The following is a 13,564-nucleotide window of genomic DNA, read 5'->3' on the forward strand; positions in this document are numbered from 1 at the left end:
GGGCCTTTTTATGCCCCCCTGCGTAATAGGAATAGTGTACCACAGCGCCCGTTGGCCGCCCACTGATAATCCCGCCGCGGTGTCTTTACAACTTGGCCGCGCCGTCATGACATTTTGCCCTTCTTGTAAACAAGCAATCACCCCCGTACCGGCAAGCAGTACGGGGGTGATCTGTTTGGGGAATTGAGCGGCCGATTACGCCAGCCCCAGGGTGATGGCGTTCACCGCCTCGGTCAGGTCGACCACCAGCGAGCGGGAGATCAGTCCCAGCGTGGTGCCGTCCAGTTGTGCCAGGCAGTTGTCACCGTCATACTGATAGAGGTTGACGGTCAGGGTCGGGAAGGTATCGTTGTCCAGGTGGACGGTGAAGGTGATTTCCTGCTTCTTGGCCGGCGTTTCGGTGTTGAATTCGTTGACTTCCAGCGCGTCGATGGCCGCGGATACGTCGTCAAATTCCACTACATCGTCACCGATCTTGTAGGTGTCGCCCTTCTTCTCCACCGTGTAGGTGGTATCGTCGATGGTAAAGTCGATGCTCTGCACATCATCCCAGTTCAGTGCCAGGATCTCGTCGGGGCGCAGGCTGTCATAACCGGTTGTGATGATGCTTTCGTCGTAGGTGTCGGCGTCCACATGGTAGATGATGGGCGAATCATCCATCCGCATATAGCAGTTGTCGCCCTTCTTGCCGAAGGCCAGGTCAAAGGTATTCTGCTCGTCCTCGGCGGTGTAGGTGACGGTAAAGGTCACCGTGGGGGCATCCAGACCGTAGTTGGCCAGCACCGAATCATCGGCAGTGTAGGTGGCGTAGTCGGTGCGGTCCAGGTCGCCCAGGGTGGTGAGCAGCCCCTCCACCTTGGTGGTGGAAAGCGCCTTGTAGCTGCCGTTGTCGTTGAGGTAATACTCGTAACTGTCGGAATAGCTCAGCCCTTCATCGGGGTGATGTTCCACCGTGAAGGCGGTTTCGCCGGTGGCCACGATGGTGTCCAGGGTATCGTACTCGGGGATGGTATCCTGGCGCATCAGCTCATCCCGGTCGGTGACGGCGTATTCCGCCAGATCATCGTCGATAAGGTAGACGGTGCCGTCCCCCAGGGTAAGATACCGTTTTTCGTCCATGGTGGAGTAGTCGCCCAGCTGGATCACCGTGTCCCCTTCATCACTGGTCAGCGTGATGGTGCAGGAGGGGGCATCCAGACCGTACTGGCCGAAGTCCTCCACGTTCTCGATGATGAAGCTGGCGTGGACGCTCTCGAAATGCTCCAGGAAGTCCGACATCTTTTCCTGATCCACGGGGAAGTCTGCGTCCGAAGCATCGGACCAGGTGTCGTCGGTCTTGGTAAAGCTGAGGGTGGTGCCCTCCTTGGTCCAGGAAACAGCGGTCAGGGCACTTTCGCTGGTGGCAATGATCTCCTTATCCACGGTGGAGATGGTGTCGATATGCTTCTGCACGCCGGACACGATGGCGATGATGGCGCACAGCGCCACCAGCACCCCGATCAGGACGGCCAGTTTTTTCTGTCGATTCATACCTTTTTCCTCCTGCGCAATACTTCATCCACGCCCAGCAGCAGGAAGCCCACCGGGATGATGCCGATCATGCAGACCTTGAGCCAGGCTGCCGAGGAAGAGCTGATGGTCAGATAGTTGTAATTCAGCGACTTGCTGCGGATGGAAACGGCGTCGGTATCGCCGATCATCCAGGACAGGCCGTTCATGACGAAGTCCAGGTTGGCGCCGGAAGAGTAGGAATTGTACAGGTCATCCAGCAGATAGTCACTGGCCACCCAGAGCATCCGTCCGCCGGAAGCGGTGTCTTCCACCGAGACTGCCAGGCTGAAGGGGCCGTCGGTGTCGCCGTCTTCCTTATCGTAGGTGGTCATGGCATAGCCCGCCGCCTTGGAGAAGGAGTCGTCAGAAGTCTGCAGCAGCGAGGTCACCGTGGCGGAACCATCGTTTTCGCCCACGGTCAGGCCCTGGGCAATAGGCACGATCACATGGTAATCCCCTTCCACCAGCGGGTCGGTGATCTCGGAGGACTGGATCTCGGGCATCAGCACGTAGGGGGCGGTAAAGGCGTAGTAATCACGGTTGTTGTCCACCACCACGCCGTCGGTCACGGTCACGCCGTAGTCGTTCAGCAGGGCCTGCAGGTTGGGCAGGTCGGCGCGTTCCTGCGGGCCGGAGAGCACCACCAGTTTGCCGCCGCCGGACACGTAGCTGCGCAGCATGGTCAGTTCCTCATCGGAAATATCGCTGGTGGGGGCGTTGATCAGCAGCACGTCGCATTCTTCGGGCACGGCGTCCACATTGAGCAGCGTGAAATCGGCCACCGTTTCATAGTTGCTGCGTTCCAGTTCGTCCGAGAAGGTCTGGGACAGCTCCGCCTCGCCGTGGCCGCTGAGCAGGTAGACCTGGGGCAGGTCGGTGCTGACCACATAGTCGATGGCCGAGGTGATCTGGCCTTCGCCGTCAAAGGACTGGGATACCGAACCGGTGGTGTAGTAGCTGGCGGTATCCACTTCATAGATGTTCTCGTAGCTGATATAGCGGCTCTTATCGCCGGATTCCACCACCAGCGAGTTGTTGGTCACCGTTTCCTCGGTATACTGCTGGGCAAAGGTGGGGTAGATATCGGGGTCCTTTTTGACCACCGTAATATGGTCGGACAGGTCCTCATACCGGTCCAGCAGTTTGTCGATGACGGTATCTTCCTGACCGGCCTGGCAGATCCAGTAGATGGTCACATCCTGTTCCAGGTTTGTGACCACCACCTTGGTGTCGGAAGTCAGCGAGTAAAGCTGCGCGGCGGAAATATCAAACTGGGTCCAGCTGCTGGGCAGCTTGGAAGCCAGCACATTGACCGCGATGAGAATTGCCAGCACCACAAGGCTGAGCACAAAGCTGTAACCGCCCACTTTGGCGGTGCGGGTGCTCAGCGCCTGCCGATTGCGGGCCAGGGCACCCTGCCATTTGTTTTTCAAGCTGTTTTTCATCCGTTATACCTCTTTTTCTCCCAGGATTGCACGCAGAGGAACAGAAAGAACACTGCCACGCTGATATAGTAGATGATGGCGGTGACATCAAACACACCGTTTACAAAGGTGTAGAACCGTTCGAACAGCGAGAGTTTGTTCATCAGGTCCGGCAGCAGGGTTTCCAGCGAGGTGGGGCTGACGAACCAGGTAATGGCCACCGCCGCCACGCAGAGGATCAGAATGATCAGCCCGGCCGCATCGGAGCGGGTAAGCCGCCGCACCAGCAGGGCCAGCAAAGCGGAGAGCACCAGCATCGCCGCCACGTTGAAGGCGGTGGAGGCGATGTAATCCGCCAGGGATGCGCTGTAGTAGCAGAACAGCATAGCTACCACGCAGATTCCCGCCGCCATGCCCTGGGACTCGGTCAGCGAGGAGATGAACATGCCGATGGCGATGAGCGCCAGGCCCAGGCAGACAAAGGCGAACAGCGCGCCGTAGGAGGTGGGCAGGTATACATCGCCGTACAGCGAGAAGATGAAGGGGTAAACGCAGGCCACGATCATGGGCGCCACAAAGACCACCGCCATGGCAAAGTATTTGCCCAGCACGATGTCCACCCCGGTGATGGGCAGCAGCGAAAGAAGCTGGTCGGTCTTTTGTTTTTTCTCCTCGGCCATGACGCGCATGGTCAGGATGGGAACCAGGGCGATGAACCCGATGGAGAAGGTGCCCAGGGCATACTCAAAGTTGGCAACGGCGCGGTTGATGTTGTACATCATGGCGCCGATGCCGATAAATTCCAAAAGGAACGCCCCGAACACGTAGGCGAGCAGCCCGTGGTAATACAGGCCGATCTCGTGCTTAAATACGGCTTTCATGGGTCGGCTCCTCCTTTCCGGACGGTTCGTCCTCGGTCAGTTCAATAAAGATATTCTCCAGATCCGCCCGCACCGGCGTCATCTGCAGCAGGGCGCAGCCTGCCCGGGCAAAGGCAAAGAAGAGCGTGCGGCAGGCTTCGGCCGGGTCACCGGCCAGCGTCAGGGTGGCCTTGCAGACCTTGGGCGCCGTAGCCGGGGCGGTGGGCAGCACCGCTTCGGTCAGCTCCACCGGGGCCGCGGCCAGGGTCTGTTCCTCCTCCGCGGCAGGTTCCGCGTCCGTTTCGGCCGGGGCGGCAGGTTCTGCCTGCGGGGCCGGTTTTTCGGCGGGGGCTGCCACCGGCGGCAGATCGTCGGTTTCGATGGTGTAGTCGCTCACTGCCTTCTGGCGGTCCAGAATGGCCCGCAGCCCGGGTTCGTCGGTCTCGGCCACAATGGTCAGGCGGTTGTTGGCCGCCAGCATCAGCTCCAGGTTCTGGGGCGTATCAAAGGCCACCAGCTTGCCGTGGGCAATGATCAGCACGCTCTCGCAGATGGCCTGCACCTCGCTGAGGATGTGGGAACTGAGGATGACCGTGTGCTTTTCGCCCAGTTCCCGGATCAGGTCGCGGATCTCGATGATCTGCAGCGGGTCCAGACCTACGGTGGGTTCGTCCAGGATGATATACCGGGGGTTGCCCAGCAGCGCCTGGGCAATGCCCACACGCTGGCGGTAACCCTTGGACAGATTGCGGATCAGCCGGCCGCCCATTTCGGTCAGCCGTGTTTCCCGCATGACGCGGGTGATCTCGGCCGGGATGTCCCGTTTGGCAATGCCCTTGGCTTCGGCCACAAAGCGCAGGTATTCTTCCGGGGTTTCGTCGGTGTAGAGGGGCGGGATCTCCGGCAGGTAGCCGATGCACTGTTTGGCCTGGCGTGCCTGCTCGAAAATATCAAACCCGTCGATCTTGACCTCGCCGCTGGTGGCGGCAAGGCACCCGGTCATGATGTTCATGGTGGTGGACTTGCCCGCGCCGTTGGGCCCGAGGAAGCCGTAGATATGGCCGTCCTCGATGGTGAACGAAATATCATCCACCGCGGTGACGCTGCCATATCGCTTGGTCAGGTGTTCAACCGTAATCATTGCAGATACCTCCCTGTTTCATGGTGAACACTCTACCACCCCACGCTGAAACGAAGCTGAAAAATCTTTGGGTATTTGTGAAAATTCCGCAAAAGTATGGCGGCGCCCGCCGGGCGCCGCCACTTTTACAAGGTTTTCAGGCTGACATAGAAGGTGTTGATGCCGTTTTCGCTGGTGGCCCAGATGCGCCCGCCGTGCTGTTCGGCAATGCCCTTGGCAATGGCCAGACCCAGCCCGCTGCTGCCGTCCCGCCGGTGGGCAGGGTCCGCCCGGTAAAACCGCTTGAAGATATTGTGCAGGTCCTCCGGCGTAATGGGGTCGCCGCAGTTGGTCACCGCCAGCACCGCCCGGCGCTGGCTGCTGCGGCACAGGGTCAGATGCACCGTGCCGCCGGGGGTGGAGTATTTCTGGGCGTTGTCCAGCAGGATGCCGGTGAGCTGCCCCAGCTGGGCGGCATCGCCCCGCACGGTAATCCCCGGTTCAATGTTGGTATCCAGCCCCAGGCCCTTTTCATAATAGAGGGGTTCAAAGGGCAGCAGCGCATCGGTGACGGCGGCGCTCCAGTCGGTGCGCTGATGGGCGGTATGGGGCAGACCCTGATCCACCCGGGCCAGTTCCAGCAGCTGTTCCACCAGGGTGCGCATCTGCTGGGCCACCGTGAGCATATTCTGGGAGATCTGGGCTTTTTCGGTGGCGGTGCCCTCCGGGGTGCAGAGCAGTTCCGCGTCGGTGAGGATAACGGTCAGCGGGGTTTTCAGTTCATGGCTGGCATCGGCCACAAACTGTTTTTGCTGCACCCAGGCTTTTTCCACCGGGCGCACCGCCCACCGGGCCAGCAGCGTGCTGAGGAAGAAAAACACCACAAATGCCGCCCCGCAAATGATCAGGCAGCTGCGCATCAGCCCGTTGAGGGTGCGCACCTCGTTGGAAAGGTCCGCAAAGACGATGTACTGCCGCTGGGGCATGGACACCCGCAGATACTGCAGGTTATAGTCCGGCAATACGCCGCTGGCTTCCTCGCTCCGGCGGGCTTCGTCGGCGGCCTGCTGCAGGAAGTCGGTATCGGAAAGGTCATAGTAGCCGCCGCCCACGCTTTGCACGGTGCCGTCGTCGTTCACTTCCAGCACAAAATAGGGCAGCCGCATGCCGTTTACTTCCTCATCGGGGGCCTGCAGGGGCACCGGGTCCCGGGCAATGCGGTACATGGTTTCCAGGCTTTCCCGTTCCAGGCTGGCCCGGGTCAGCCCCAGCACCGCCACCATCACCCCCGCCAGGATCACCGTGACGATGCTCATGGTAATGCAGACAAATTTGATGCGCAGACGGCGGATCATGAGGCGGCCTCCTCCAGGTGATAGCCCATCCGCCGCACCGCCGCAATGGACACGCGGGACCCCAGGCTTTTGAGCTTTTTGCGCAGAAAGCCCACATAGACCTCCACGTTGTTTTCCACCGCGTTGGATTCAAACCCCCACACATGGGTCAGAATGACCTCTTTGGGGATGTTGCTGCCGCCCGACTGCATCAGCAGCCGCATCACGTCAAATTCCTTGGCCGAAAGGCGGACGCTTTTTTCGCCGCAGCACAGCTTGCCCCCGGCCAGGTCCAGCGAAACATCCCCGAACCGCAGCTGGTCCACCTGCCCGCCCTGGCGGCGCAGCAGCGCCCGGATGCAGGCCAGCAGTTCCACAATATCAAAGGGTTTGGTCAGGTAATAATCCGCCCCGGCGTTCAGCCCCTCAATGCGGTCGGGCAGGTCGGATTTGGCCGTAAGCATCAGGATGGGCACGGCGCTGTGCCGTTCCCGCACATGGCGCGCCAGTTCATAGCCGTTCAGTCCCGGCATCATCACGTCCAGAATCAACAGGTCATAAATGCCGGTGTCGGCATAATCGGCCCCGGTGTTGCCGTCATAGGCAACCTCCACCTCGAACCCCTTGCGCTGCAAAAGGGTCTGGAGGGATTGGGCCAGCAATGTTTCGTCTTCCACGATCAGTACCCGCATGGTACACCTCCAGGAAAAAGTTCCATGTTCCTGCCATTGTACCCCCCAAACCTGAAAAGAAGCTGAAAATCCTGTGTACTTTTTGTGGAAACCGCTACTTGACAGCGTCGTGTACTACGGGTATAATACACTCAAAACCCAGGAAAGGCAGGGGATACCATGGTAAGTTTCAGCGGGCTGCAGTTCCACGACCGGGCGCCGGTCTACCAGCAGATCGCCGAGCACCTGAAACGGCAGATCCTGCTGGGCACGGTACAGGACGGCGACCCCATGCCCAGCCGCCGGGAACTGGCGGCCCAGACCGGCATCAACCCCAACACCGCCCAGAAAGCCTACCGCCTGATGACCGAGGAAGGCTACATCTACACCGACGGCAACAACGGCAGCGTGGTACGGCTGACCCCCCAGCTGCGGGAAGCCATTGATGAAGAACTGACCCGTGGGCTGGTAGAGCGGTTTGTGGAGGAAGCCAAACAGAACCGGCTCAGCTACAAAAAGGTGATTGCCCTGGTCAGTGAACTGTGGGGCGACGAGTAATTTTTTATACCGCATGTGTATTAGTCCAATAATACACCGAAGGAGAACGGAAAAAGGAGCGTATGGTATGAAACAGATTTTTTCCCTGGCCGGGTGGAACTGGCGGATGGCCCGCCGTTCCTACGCGATCCTGTGCGGGGCCTTTGCCCTGGAACAGCTGGCCGTGCTGCTGTGGCAGGCTTCCCGCGGCGCAATGCTGGGCATGGGGCTGGCTGCCTGTTATGAGGAAGGGTTCCAGTTCCAGGTGTTTCTGTTGGTATTTCTGCTGGCGGGGCTGCTGGCCGGTCCGGCTGTCAATGACCGGAAGCGGGCCAGATGCAGCTATACCTGGCTGACGCTGCCCATGCCCCCGGCCGCCCGGCTGGCGGCCCAGGTACTGACCGCCGCCGTGCTGCAGCTGGGTGTGGCAGCCCTGCAGCTGGTACTGTACATGGTGTATTTCTTCCCGGTGCAGGCCATGGACTCCGCCCGGGCCATGGAAAAACTGGGCACCGCCATGCCTGCCCAGAATCTGTATGAGCAGGTCCTGCTCAGTGATTCGATGTACTGGCTGCTGCCCCGCCGCCCCGCTCAGTTTGCGCTGCTGGTGGTGACGCTGCTGGCTTCGGCCCTGCTGCTGACCTGTGTGCGGCTGCACCGGGGCTGGCGCCGGGGTGCGGCGGTGGTCATCGGGGCGGTGTGCGGCGTCTGCTGCCTGCTGCTCTTCCAGTGGGAGCTGGATTTTGCCCTCTTCGGTGCCTATGACGCGCTGGTACACAATACGCTGCTGGCAGCGGTGGTACTGGCGGCGCTGACCGTGTTCAGCATCTGGTGGGCGCTGCGTGCCATCCGCCGCGCCGAACCGGCCTGAAAGGAGGGGTCTGTATGCCCAAAACCAACCGATTCCGCCGGGGCCTTGCCCCTCTGGCCGTACTGGCGCTGGCAGTGTTGCTGCTGGGCACCGCCTGGCTGCATCTGGGCTGGCGCGCCATCGACGTAACGCTGGAGGACCAGGCCGGGGACCCCGCCGCCCTGCGGGGCTTTACCCTGAACGGACGCATCAACTGGAACTACGACCACAGCAGCCTGCATTTTTCCCTCCACGACGGGTATCTGGACACCGAACTGGTCTTTGACGACGAGGATGCACCCTTTCTCGACCGGCCGATGGTGAGCACCGACCAGACCTACGTGGTGGCCACCTCGGAGCGGGCCAATGCCGAGCGCAACGCCACCGAGGTCCCCCAGTTCACCAACAGTACCGTCACGGTGCAGACAGTTGTGAACCGGGTGGACCGGATGTACACCCTGCGGGTGCGGTTCCCCGGCAATGATACCCGCTTCGTGCGGTTCTCCGCCGGAGCGGTCGATCTGGAGCAGCCGCTGGTAGCCGAGAGCTGGGTTACCGACACCCCCTACGAGCTGGACTACCGCTACGACTACGCCATAAACGACCCCGGCGCTGCGGTGCAGGAAAGCTGGTCCGACAGTGTGGTGGACGCGCGGCCTTTTCTGCTGGGGGACACCCCGGTGGTCTGTTGGGAACGGGACTATCTGGGCCGGGCGCCGGGGCTGTACCGGATGAACGGTCTGACCGAAGCCGAAATTGCCGATTTGCCCCGGGACGGCACCCGCTACGGGGGAGAGATCCTTTGCGGCACCACCGAGATCGGGTCGCTGGAACCCTTCTACTGCCCCGAGGGCGCGGTGGAAGCGCTGACCGGTGCGGCCATGGCAGACGGGTCTTCCCTGCTGCTCTACCTGGACGCTGACAACACTTTGTGGGCCGACCTGGTGGACGAAAACGGCAGCTGCACCGACCACCAGCAGGTGACGGAACTGCCCGCCGGCGACGTATACAGTGCCGAAGTATACGTCCGCACCACCAACCGGGATGCGGTGGTAAGCCTGTCCTGCCGCACCATGAACCCGCTGGGCGCGGAAACCCCGCTGGGTTCCAAACTGGCCGCATTCCGGGTGCAGGACGGCAAGTTCACCCTGGTACACTGCCAGGAACAGGACCCCGGCAACACCGCCGCGGCGGCAGTGCTGAATGCCGAGGGCAACGCCCTGCTGCTGGGCTGGTACCACGACGCGCCGCTGCCCGCCAGTGAGACCGGCAACCAGCCCGAGGATGGCATTCTGCTGGAAGTCCACCCGCTGACGGGTGGCACCAGCTACCGCGGCCTGCTGCGCAGTGGGATCGACCGGGACTGGGGCAATCTCTACGACGCCTACAGCCAGCAACACAAAGACCGTTACCTGACCTTTGACCCGCTGGAAGGAGGAGCCGCCACATGAAAGGAAACAAAGGACGTTTTCGCCCTGCGGCGTGGCTGGCAGTCCTGGCCGCCGCGGCCCTGGTTGGTTGGGGCGGGCTGACCCTCTGGCTGCACAACGGCTGGCAGGGCATTGCCCTCACCCTCCACGACCAGATCGCCGATGCCTCCCAGCTGGAGGGATTCACCCTGTCGGGACAGATGGGCTGGGACCGCTACTACGACCTGCTCCATTTCACCCTGCAGGACGGCAAGCTGGACACCCGCATGGAACTGGACGCCCCCGCCAAAACTGTGGAGGCCGGCCGATATGCCCGGTTTGCGGTAACCCGAAGCTACGTTGTCCCGCCCGAGGACCGGGACACCGTCAACGGGGCGGCCGCCATCACCGGCACCAGTTCCGACGGCAGCCGGTTTCTCTCGGCGCCGGTGGACAGCGTCTACCGCATGTACACCCTGCAGTTTCCCGATGACACCGTGATCCGGCTGGCCGCCGGGGAGACTGCCCCCGAGGAATATGCCACCGTCTTTGCGGCGCTCTATCCTCTGTCCTCCGACGTGTACGAGCTGAACACCGACTACGACTACGCCTGGACTGGCAACAGCCAGGAGCCGGACGCATCCTGGCCTTACCAGCCCACCAGCGGCAGCTGCTTTGTGCTGGGCGCCGGGTACGGCGTTTGCTGGGCCAGCGATTATTTAGGCCGGGCGCCGGGGCTCTACCGGGCCCACAGCCTGACCGCCGACGAGATTGCCGCCCTGCCCCGGGATGGAATCCTCTACGACCGGGAGGTGCTTTGCGCCTCCTCCGAACTGGGCAGCCTGGAACCCTTCTACTGCCCGGAGGATGCCGCCGAAGCACTGGCTGGGGTATCCATGGCGGACGGTTCCACGCTGCTGCTCTACCGCACAGCGGAAGGGACGCTTTGCGCCGACCTGGTGAACGCGGCGGGCAAGCGCACCGACCACAGGGAACTGGCAACTCTGGACGATTGGACCAGCACCGATATGGTAACGTTGCTGCCCCGCACCACCGACAGCGAGGCGATCCTGACCTTTGATACCGGGAACAGCACCTCCTACAAAGCCTGGCTGGTATTGCTGCGGGCGGAGAACGGCACCTTCACCATGGCCGACCTGGTGGAGGACAAGGACCTCATCCGGCCCGATGCTGCGGCTCTCAACGCTGCCGGGGATAAAATCCTGCTGGCCAAAGGGGCGCTTGTACGCACCCTGAACGGCACGATTCTGGTGACCGCATCCAGCCAGAACGGGATCGCACTGCAGGTCTACGAACTGGACACCGGCCACATGACCTATATGGGCCGCATTCTGACCGGCAGCGAGCGGGACTGGGCACGGTTCTACCAGACGCGGCTCCTGCACGCCGACCGGTTTATCACCTTTGACACACTGCAAAAAGACGGAGGAACGCTGCCATGATCGAAGTGAAGAACCTGCGCAAAACCTACCGCAAACACGGGGCCGAAGTGGGCCTGCTGGGGGCGGATTTCACGGTGCCGGACGGCCAGATCGTGGGCATTCTGGGCGAAAACGGCGCCGGCAAGACCACCCTGCTGCGGGCCATGGCGGGGCTGCTGCCCGCCAAAGGGGAAGCCCTGTTCGACGGCAAACCCGCCGCGGCCCAGTATGAGCGCATCAGCTACATTACCGGCGAGGGCAGCTACTACCCCACCCTGACGGTGGCGGAATATGGCGCCCTGCTGGCCGACCTGAACCCCGCCTTTGACGAAGGACGGTATAAGGAATTTCTGGACTTTTTCAGTCTTTCGGGCAAGGATGTGATCGGGCATCTTTCCACGGGCCAGAAAGCCCGGGTGGAACTGGCGGCGGGCTTTGGCAAGCGGGCCGCCTACTACCTGATGGACGAGCCCTTTTTGGGCAAGGACCCCTTCACCCGCAAGGATTTCATCAAGCTGATGAGCGGTACCCTGCACGGGGAGGAAACCATTCTGCTGACCACCCATTACCTGGAAGATGTGGAGCATTTTCTGGACCGGGCGCTGATCGTGCACCAGGGACGCATTGCCGAGGACGTGCTGGTGGACGACCTGCACGAATCCGGGGATACCCTGCTGACCCGCATGGCCAAAGCCTGCGGCTGGAACCCGGACCATTACCTGCAGTTCGGCAGCGAGGAATAAACAAAACAAGGCGGGCTGCCCCGTACGGGGCGGCCCGCCTTGTTGACGATATTCCGGTCATTGCTGCTTGCGGGAACCCACAATGCACAGAATGCCAAAAAAGATGCTCAGGCCGGACCAGATATTCAGGTCCGCATAGCTGCCCGCGCACAGCAGGCCGATGAGGCCGCCCACAATGTAAAAGCCGGCGCTGACATAACCGCCTTTGCCGCCGTTGCGGGTGCAGATGGCCACAATACCTGCCACCAGCAGGCAGACGGCCAGCAGCAGCCCCGCGGAGCCGCCCACTTCCCCATTGTTGCTGACGGTGTTGCCCAGCCCTGCCACACAGGACTGCATGCCCACCAGCACAAACAATACAATACTGAGAATTCCAACAACCAGTTTTGCGGTTTTCATTCCGTTTTCCTCCTTATTCCTGGCCCATCTGCAAGGTGATGGGTGCAGTCTTTTCAATGGTCTGGTAAGTTTCGGCGTCCACAATGTTCAGGGCCAGTTCCACCGTCTCGATGGTTTCAATGCCGTTTTCCTCCATGTCAGATGTAAACAGCGTCAGGGCTTCCACCGCATGGGCGCCGGGGATCAAATCCGCATACAGCCAGTTGGAGATCATATATCCATTGACCGATACATCCTCGCTCTGTACAACCACGGTACGGTCCGAGGTATTTTCCAGATAAAAATGGATCTCCTGCCCGAACAGGTCTTCTGCCTGCCGCTGCATCACCACCCGGATGCCGTTGGCGTTGTAGATCTCCTCGCCGCTGTCATCATAGGTCTGGGTGTAGCTGCCCGCCGCCGATGTCTGCAGGGTGACGGTGCCGGTGGTGGCCAGGGTCTGGTAGGTTTCGCCGTCCAGAATCTTCAGCTCCATGGCAATATCGGTCACGGTATCGATACCGCAGCGTTCCAGCGACGAACTGGGGAAATACATGGTATCGTTGGCCTTTTTGCCCGCCGCCACATCGGCGGAGAACAAATCGCTCATCATGTAGCCGTTCACCGTGCACCACTCGGGCTGCACCACCAGGTTCTGCTGGGTATTGTTTTCCACCTGGAAGGAAAGTTCCGGCCCCAGCACCGCCTGCATATCCAGCCCGGTAGCGGTAATGCACACCCCGTCCTGGTCATACAATACGGTTTCGGCCAGGGTCACCTGCTGTTCCGGTGCTTCCGTTGCAGCGGGGTCGGTTTCGGCCGTTTGTTCCGGTTCCGCAGCCGGTTCGGTCTGGGAGGCCTGCTCCAGGGTCGAAGCGGATTGGGACGCCGCCCCATCCCCGGCAGCCGTGCATCCTGCCAGCGCCAGCAGCAACATACCGGCGCAGACTGCCGCAAAGTTTTTTCGCATGGTTCTATCCCCTTTCTGTACAAGGGAAATTATAGTCGAACGCCCCCGCATTTTGGTGGGCTGCCAGCCCACCGGCACACAAAAATACCGCCGCAGTTCCCCGGTGGGGAACCGCAGCGGTATTTATTCTGTTTCAGTGTGCCCACAGGCGTTCCAGCGCCCCGGCAGCGTTCACACCCACGAACATCACCAGCGTCCAGGCCGCCAGCCAAAGGGCCACGATACACACGCAGTAGGGTTTGTACCAGCGGGTGCCCCGGTACCGTTCCAGCGGT

The 13,564-nt window shown here is 61.3% G+C and carries 13 protein-coding genes; 5 read left to right on the forward strand and 8 right to left on the reverse strand.

All coding sequences use genetic code 11. From position 1 onward, the window contains the following. Window positions 1–195: 195 nt before the first annotated feature. The 6 genes from H6B10_RS00730 to H6B10_RS00755 form a co-directional block, all read right to left on the reverse strand. Window positions 196–1,530 (reverse strand): DUF4340 domain-containing protein, encoded by a 1,335-nt coding sequence (locus H6B10_RS00730; protein WP_204649000.1) that lies wholly within the window; start codon window positions 1,528–1,530, stop codon window positions 196–198. Further along, window positions 1,527–2,996 (reverse strand): GldG family protein, encoded by a 1,470-nt coding sequence (locus H6B10_RS00735; RefSeq protein WP_204649001.1) that lies wholly within the window; start codon window positions 2,994–2,996, stop codon window positions 1,527–1,529. The genes H6B10_RS00730 and H6B10_RS00735 overlap by 4 nt, the downstream gene beginning before the upstream one ends. Then, window positions 2,993–3,856 carry an ABC transporter permease gene (locus H6B10_RS00740; protein ID WP_204649002.1) on the reverse strand — a complete coding sequence of 288 codons (864 nt, stop codon included), beginning with the start codon at window positions 3,854–3,856 and terminating at the stop codon, window positions 2,993–2,995. The genes H6B10_RS00735 and H6B10_RS00740 overlap by 4 nt, the downstream gene beginning before the upstream one ends. Continuing rightward, window positions 3,840–4,976, reverse strand: coding sequence for an ABC transporter ATP-binding protein (locus tag H6B10_RS00745; RefSeq protein ID WP_204649003.1), 1,137 nt, complete (start codon window positions 4,974–4,976; stop codon window positions 3,840–3,842). The genes H6B10_RS00740 and H6B10_RS00745 overlap by 17 nt, the downstream gene beginning before the upstream one ends. Before the next feature lie 125 nt (window positions 4,977–5,101). Further along, window positions 5,102–6,310 carry a sensor histidine kinase gene (locus H6B10_RS00750; RefSeq protein ID WP_204649004.1) on the reverse strand — a complete coding sequence of 403 codons (1,209 nt, stop codon included), beginning with the start codon at window positions 6,308–6,310 and terminating at the stop codon, window positions 5,102–5,104. Then, window positions 6,307–6,981, reverse strand: coding sequence for a response regulator transcription factor (locus H6B10_RS00755; protein WP_204649005.1), 675 nt, complete (start codon window positions 6,979–6,981; stop codon window positions 6,307–6,309). Before H6B10_RS00755 ends, H6B10_RS00750 begins: the two co-directional genes overlap by 4 nt. A 159-nt stretch (window positions 6,982–7,140) precedes the next feature. Between H6B10_RS00755 and H6B10_RS00760 the strand changes: the two genes are divergently transcribed. From H6B10_RS00760 to H6B10_RS00780, 5 genes are all read left to right on the forward strand, one after another. Further along, window positions 7,141–7,518: a GntR family transcriptional regulator gene (locus H6B10_RS00760; RefSeq protein WP_204649006.1), complete on the forward strand. Its 378-nt coding sequence runs from the start codon at window positions 7,141–7,143 to the stop codon at window positions 7,516–7,518. A 67-nt stretch (window positions 7,519–7,585) separates the two neighbouring features. Next, window positions 7,586–8,368 (forward strand): hypothetical protein, encoded by a 783-nt coding sequence (locus tag H6B10_RS00765; protein ID WP_204649007.1) that lies wholly within the window; start codon window positions 7,586–7,588, stop codon window positions 8,366–8,368. Between the two features lie 14 nt (window positions 8,369–8,382). Continuing rightward, window positions 8,383–9,798, forward strand: coding sequence for a hypothetical protein (locus H6B10_RS00770; RefSeq protein WP_204649008.1), 1,416 nt, complete (start codon window positions 8,383–8,385; stop codon window positions 9,796–9,798). Next, the gene (locus tag H6B10_RS00775; protein ID WP_204649009.1) at window positions 9,795–11,219 is read left to right on the forward strand and encodes a hypothetical protein; all 1,425 of its coding nucleotides are present in this window, start codon (window positions 9,795–9,797) and stop codon (window positions 11,217–11,219) included. The genes H6B10_RS00770 and H6B10_RS00775 overlap by 4 nt, the downstream gene beginning before the upstream one ends. Further along, entirely contained in the window at window positions 11,216–11,941 is a 726-nt protein-coding gene (locus H6B10_RS00780) for an ABC transporter ATP-binding protein (RefSeq protein WP_204649010.1), read from the forward strand. Before H6B10_RS00775 ends, H6B10_RS00780 begins: the two co-directional genes overlap by 4 nt. 57 nt (window positions 11,942–11,998) lie before the next feature. Here H6B10_RS00780 and H6B10_RS00785 read toward each other — a convergent pair whose 3' ends face one another. Together H6B10_RS00785 and H6B10_RS00790 are read right to left on the reverse strand one after the other, a co-directional pair. Further along, window positions 11,999–12,340 (reverse strand): hypothetical protein, encoded by a 342-nt coding sequence (locus tag H6B10_RS00785; RefSeq protein WP_204649011.1) that lies wholly within the window; start codon window positions 12,338–12,340, stop codon window positions 11,999–12,001. Between the two features lie 13 nt (window positions 12,341–12,353). Beyond that, window positions 12,354–13,289 (reverse strand): hypothetical protein, encoded by a 936-nt coding sequence (locus H6B10_RS00790; RefSeq protein ID WP_204649012.1) that lies wholly within the window; start codon window positions 13,287–13,289, stop codon window positions 12,354–12,356. Window positions 13,290–13,564 lie beyond the last annotated feature (275 nt).

The organism is Gemmiger formicilis (genome assembly GCF_016901605.1).
Lineage (GTDB): Bacteria > Bacillota > Clostridia > Oscillospirales > Ruminococcaceae > Gemmiger > Gemmiger formicilis_B.

What these genes read in the sequence shown, in the direction of transcription:
- H6B10_RS00770 (WP_204649008.1), top strand. Translation starts at nt 8,383, where the DNA reads ATGCCCAAAACCAACCGATTCCGCCGGGGCCTTGCCCCTCTGGCCGTA.
- H6B10_RS00760 (WP_204649006.1), top strand. Translation starts at nt 7,141, where the DNA reads ATGGTAAGTTTCAGCGGGCTGCAGTTCCACGACCGGGCGCCGGTCTAC.
- H6B10_RS00750 (WP_204649004.1), bottom strand. Translation starts at nt 6,310, where the DNA reads ATGATCCGCCGTCTGCGCATCAAATTTGTCTGCATTACCATGAGCATC.
- H6B10_RS00765 (WP_204649007.1), top strand. Translation starts at nt 7,586, where the DNA reads ATGAAACAGATTTTTTCCCTGGCCGGGTGGAACTGGCGGATGGCCCGC.
- H6B10_RS00730 (WP_204649000.1), bottom strand. Translation starts at nt 1,530, where the DNA reads ATGAATCGACAGAAAAAACTGGCCGTCCTGATCGGGGTGCTGGTGGCG.
- H6B10_RS00735 (WP_204649001.1), bottom strand. Translation starts at nt 2,996, where the DNA reads ATGAAAAACAGCTTGAAAAACAAATGGCAGGGTGCCCTGGCCCGCAAT.
- H6B10_RS00745 (WP_204649003.1), bottom strand. Translation starts at nt 4,976, where the DNA reads ATGATTACGGTTGAACACCTGACCAAGCGATATGGCAGCGTCACCGCG.
- H6B10_RS00785 (WP_204649011.1), bottom strand. Translation starts at nt 12,340, where the DNA reads ATGAAAACCGCAAAACTGGTTGTTGGAATTCTCAGTATTGTATTGTTT.
- H6B10_RS00780 (WP_204649010.1), top strand. Translation starts at nt 11,216, where the DNA reads ATGATCGAAGTGAAGAACCTGCGCAAAACCTACCGCAAACACGGGGCC.
- H6B10_RS00790 (WP_204649012.1), bottom strand. Translation starts at nt 13,289, where the DNA reads ATGCGAAAAAACTTTGCGGCAGTCTGCGCCGGTATGTTGCTGCTGGCG.
- H6B10_RS00740 (WP_204649002.1), bottom strand. Translation starts at nt 3,856, where the DNA reads ATGAAAGCCGTATTTAAGCACGAGATCGGCCTGTATTACCACGGGCTG.
- H6B10_RS00755 (WP_204649005.1), bottom strand. Translation starts at nt 6,981, where the DNA reads ATGCGGGTACTGATCGTGGAAGACGAAACATTGCTGGCCCAATCCCTC.
- H6B10_RS00775 (WP_204649009.1), top strand. Translation starts at nt 9,795, where the DNA reads ATGAAAGGAAACAAAGGACGTTTTCGCCCTGCGGCGTGGCTGGCAGTC.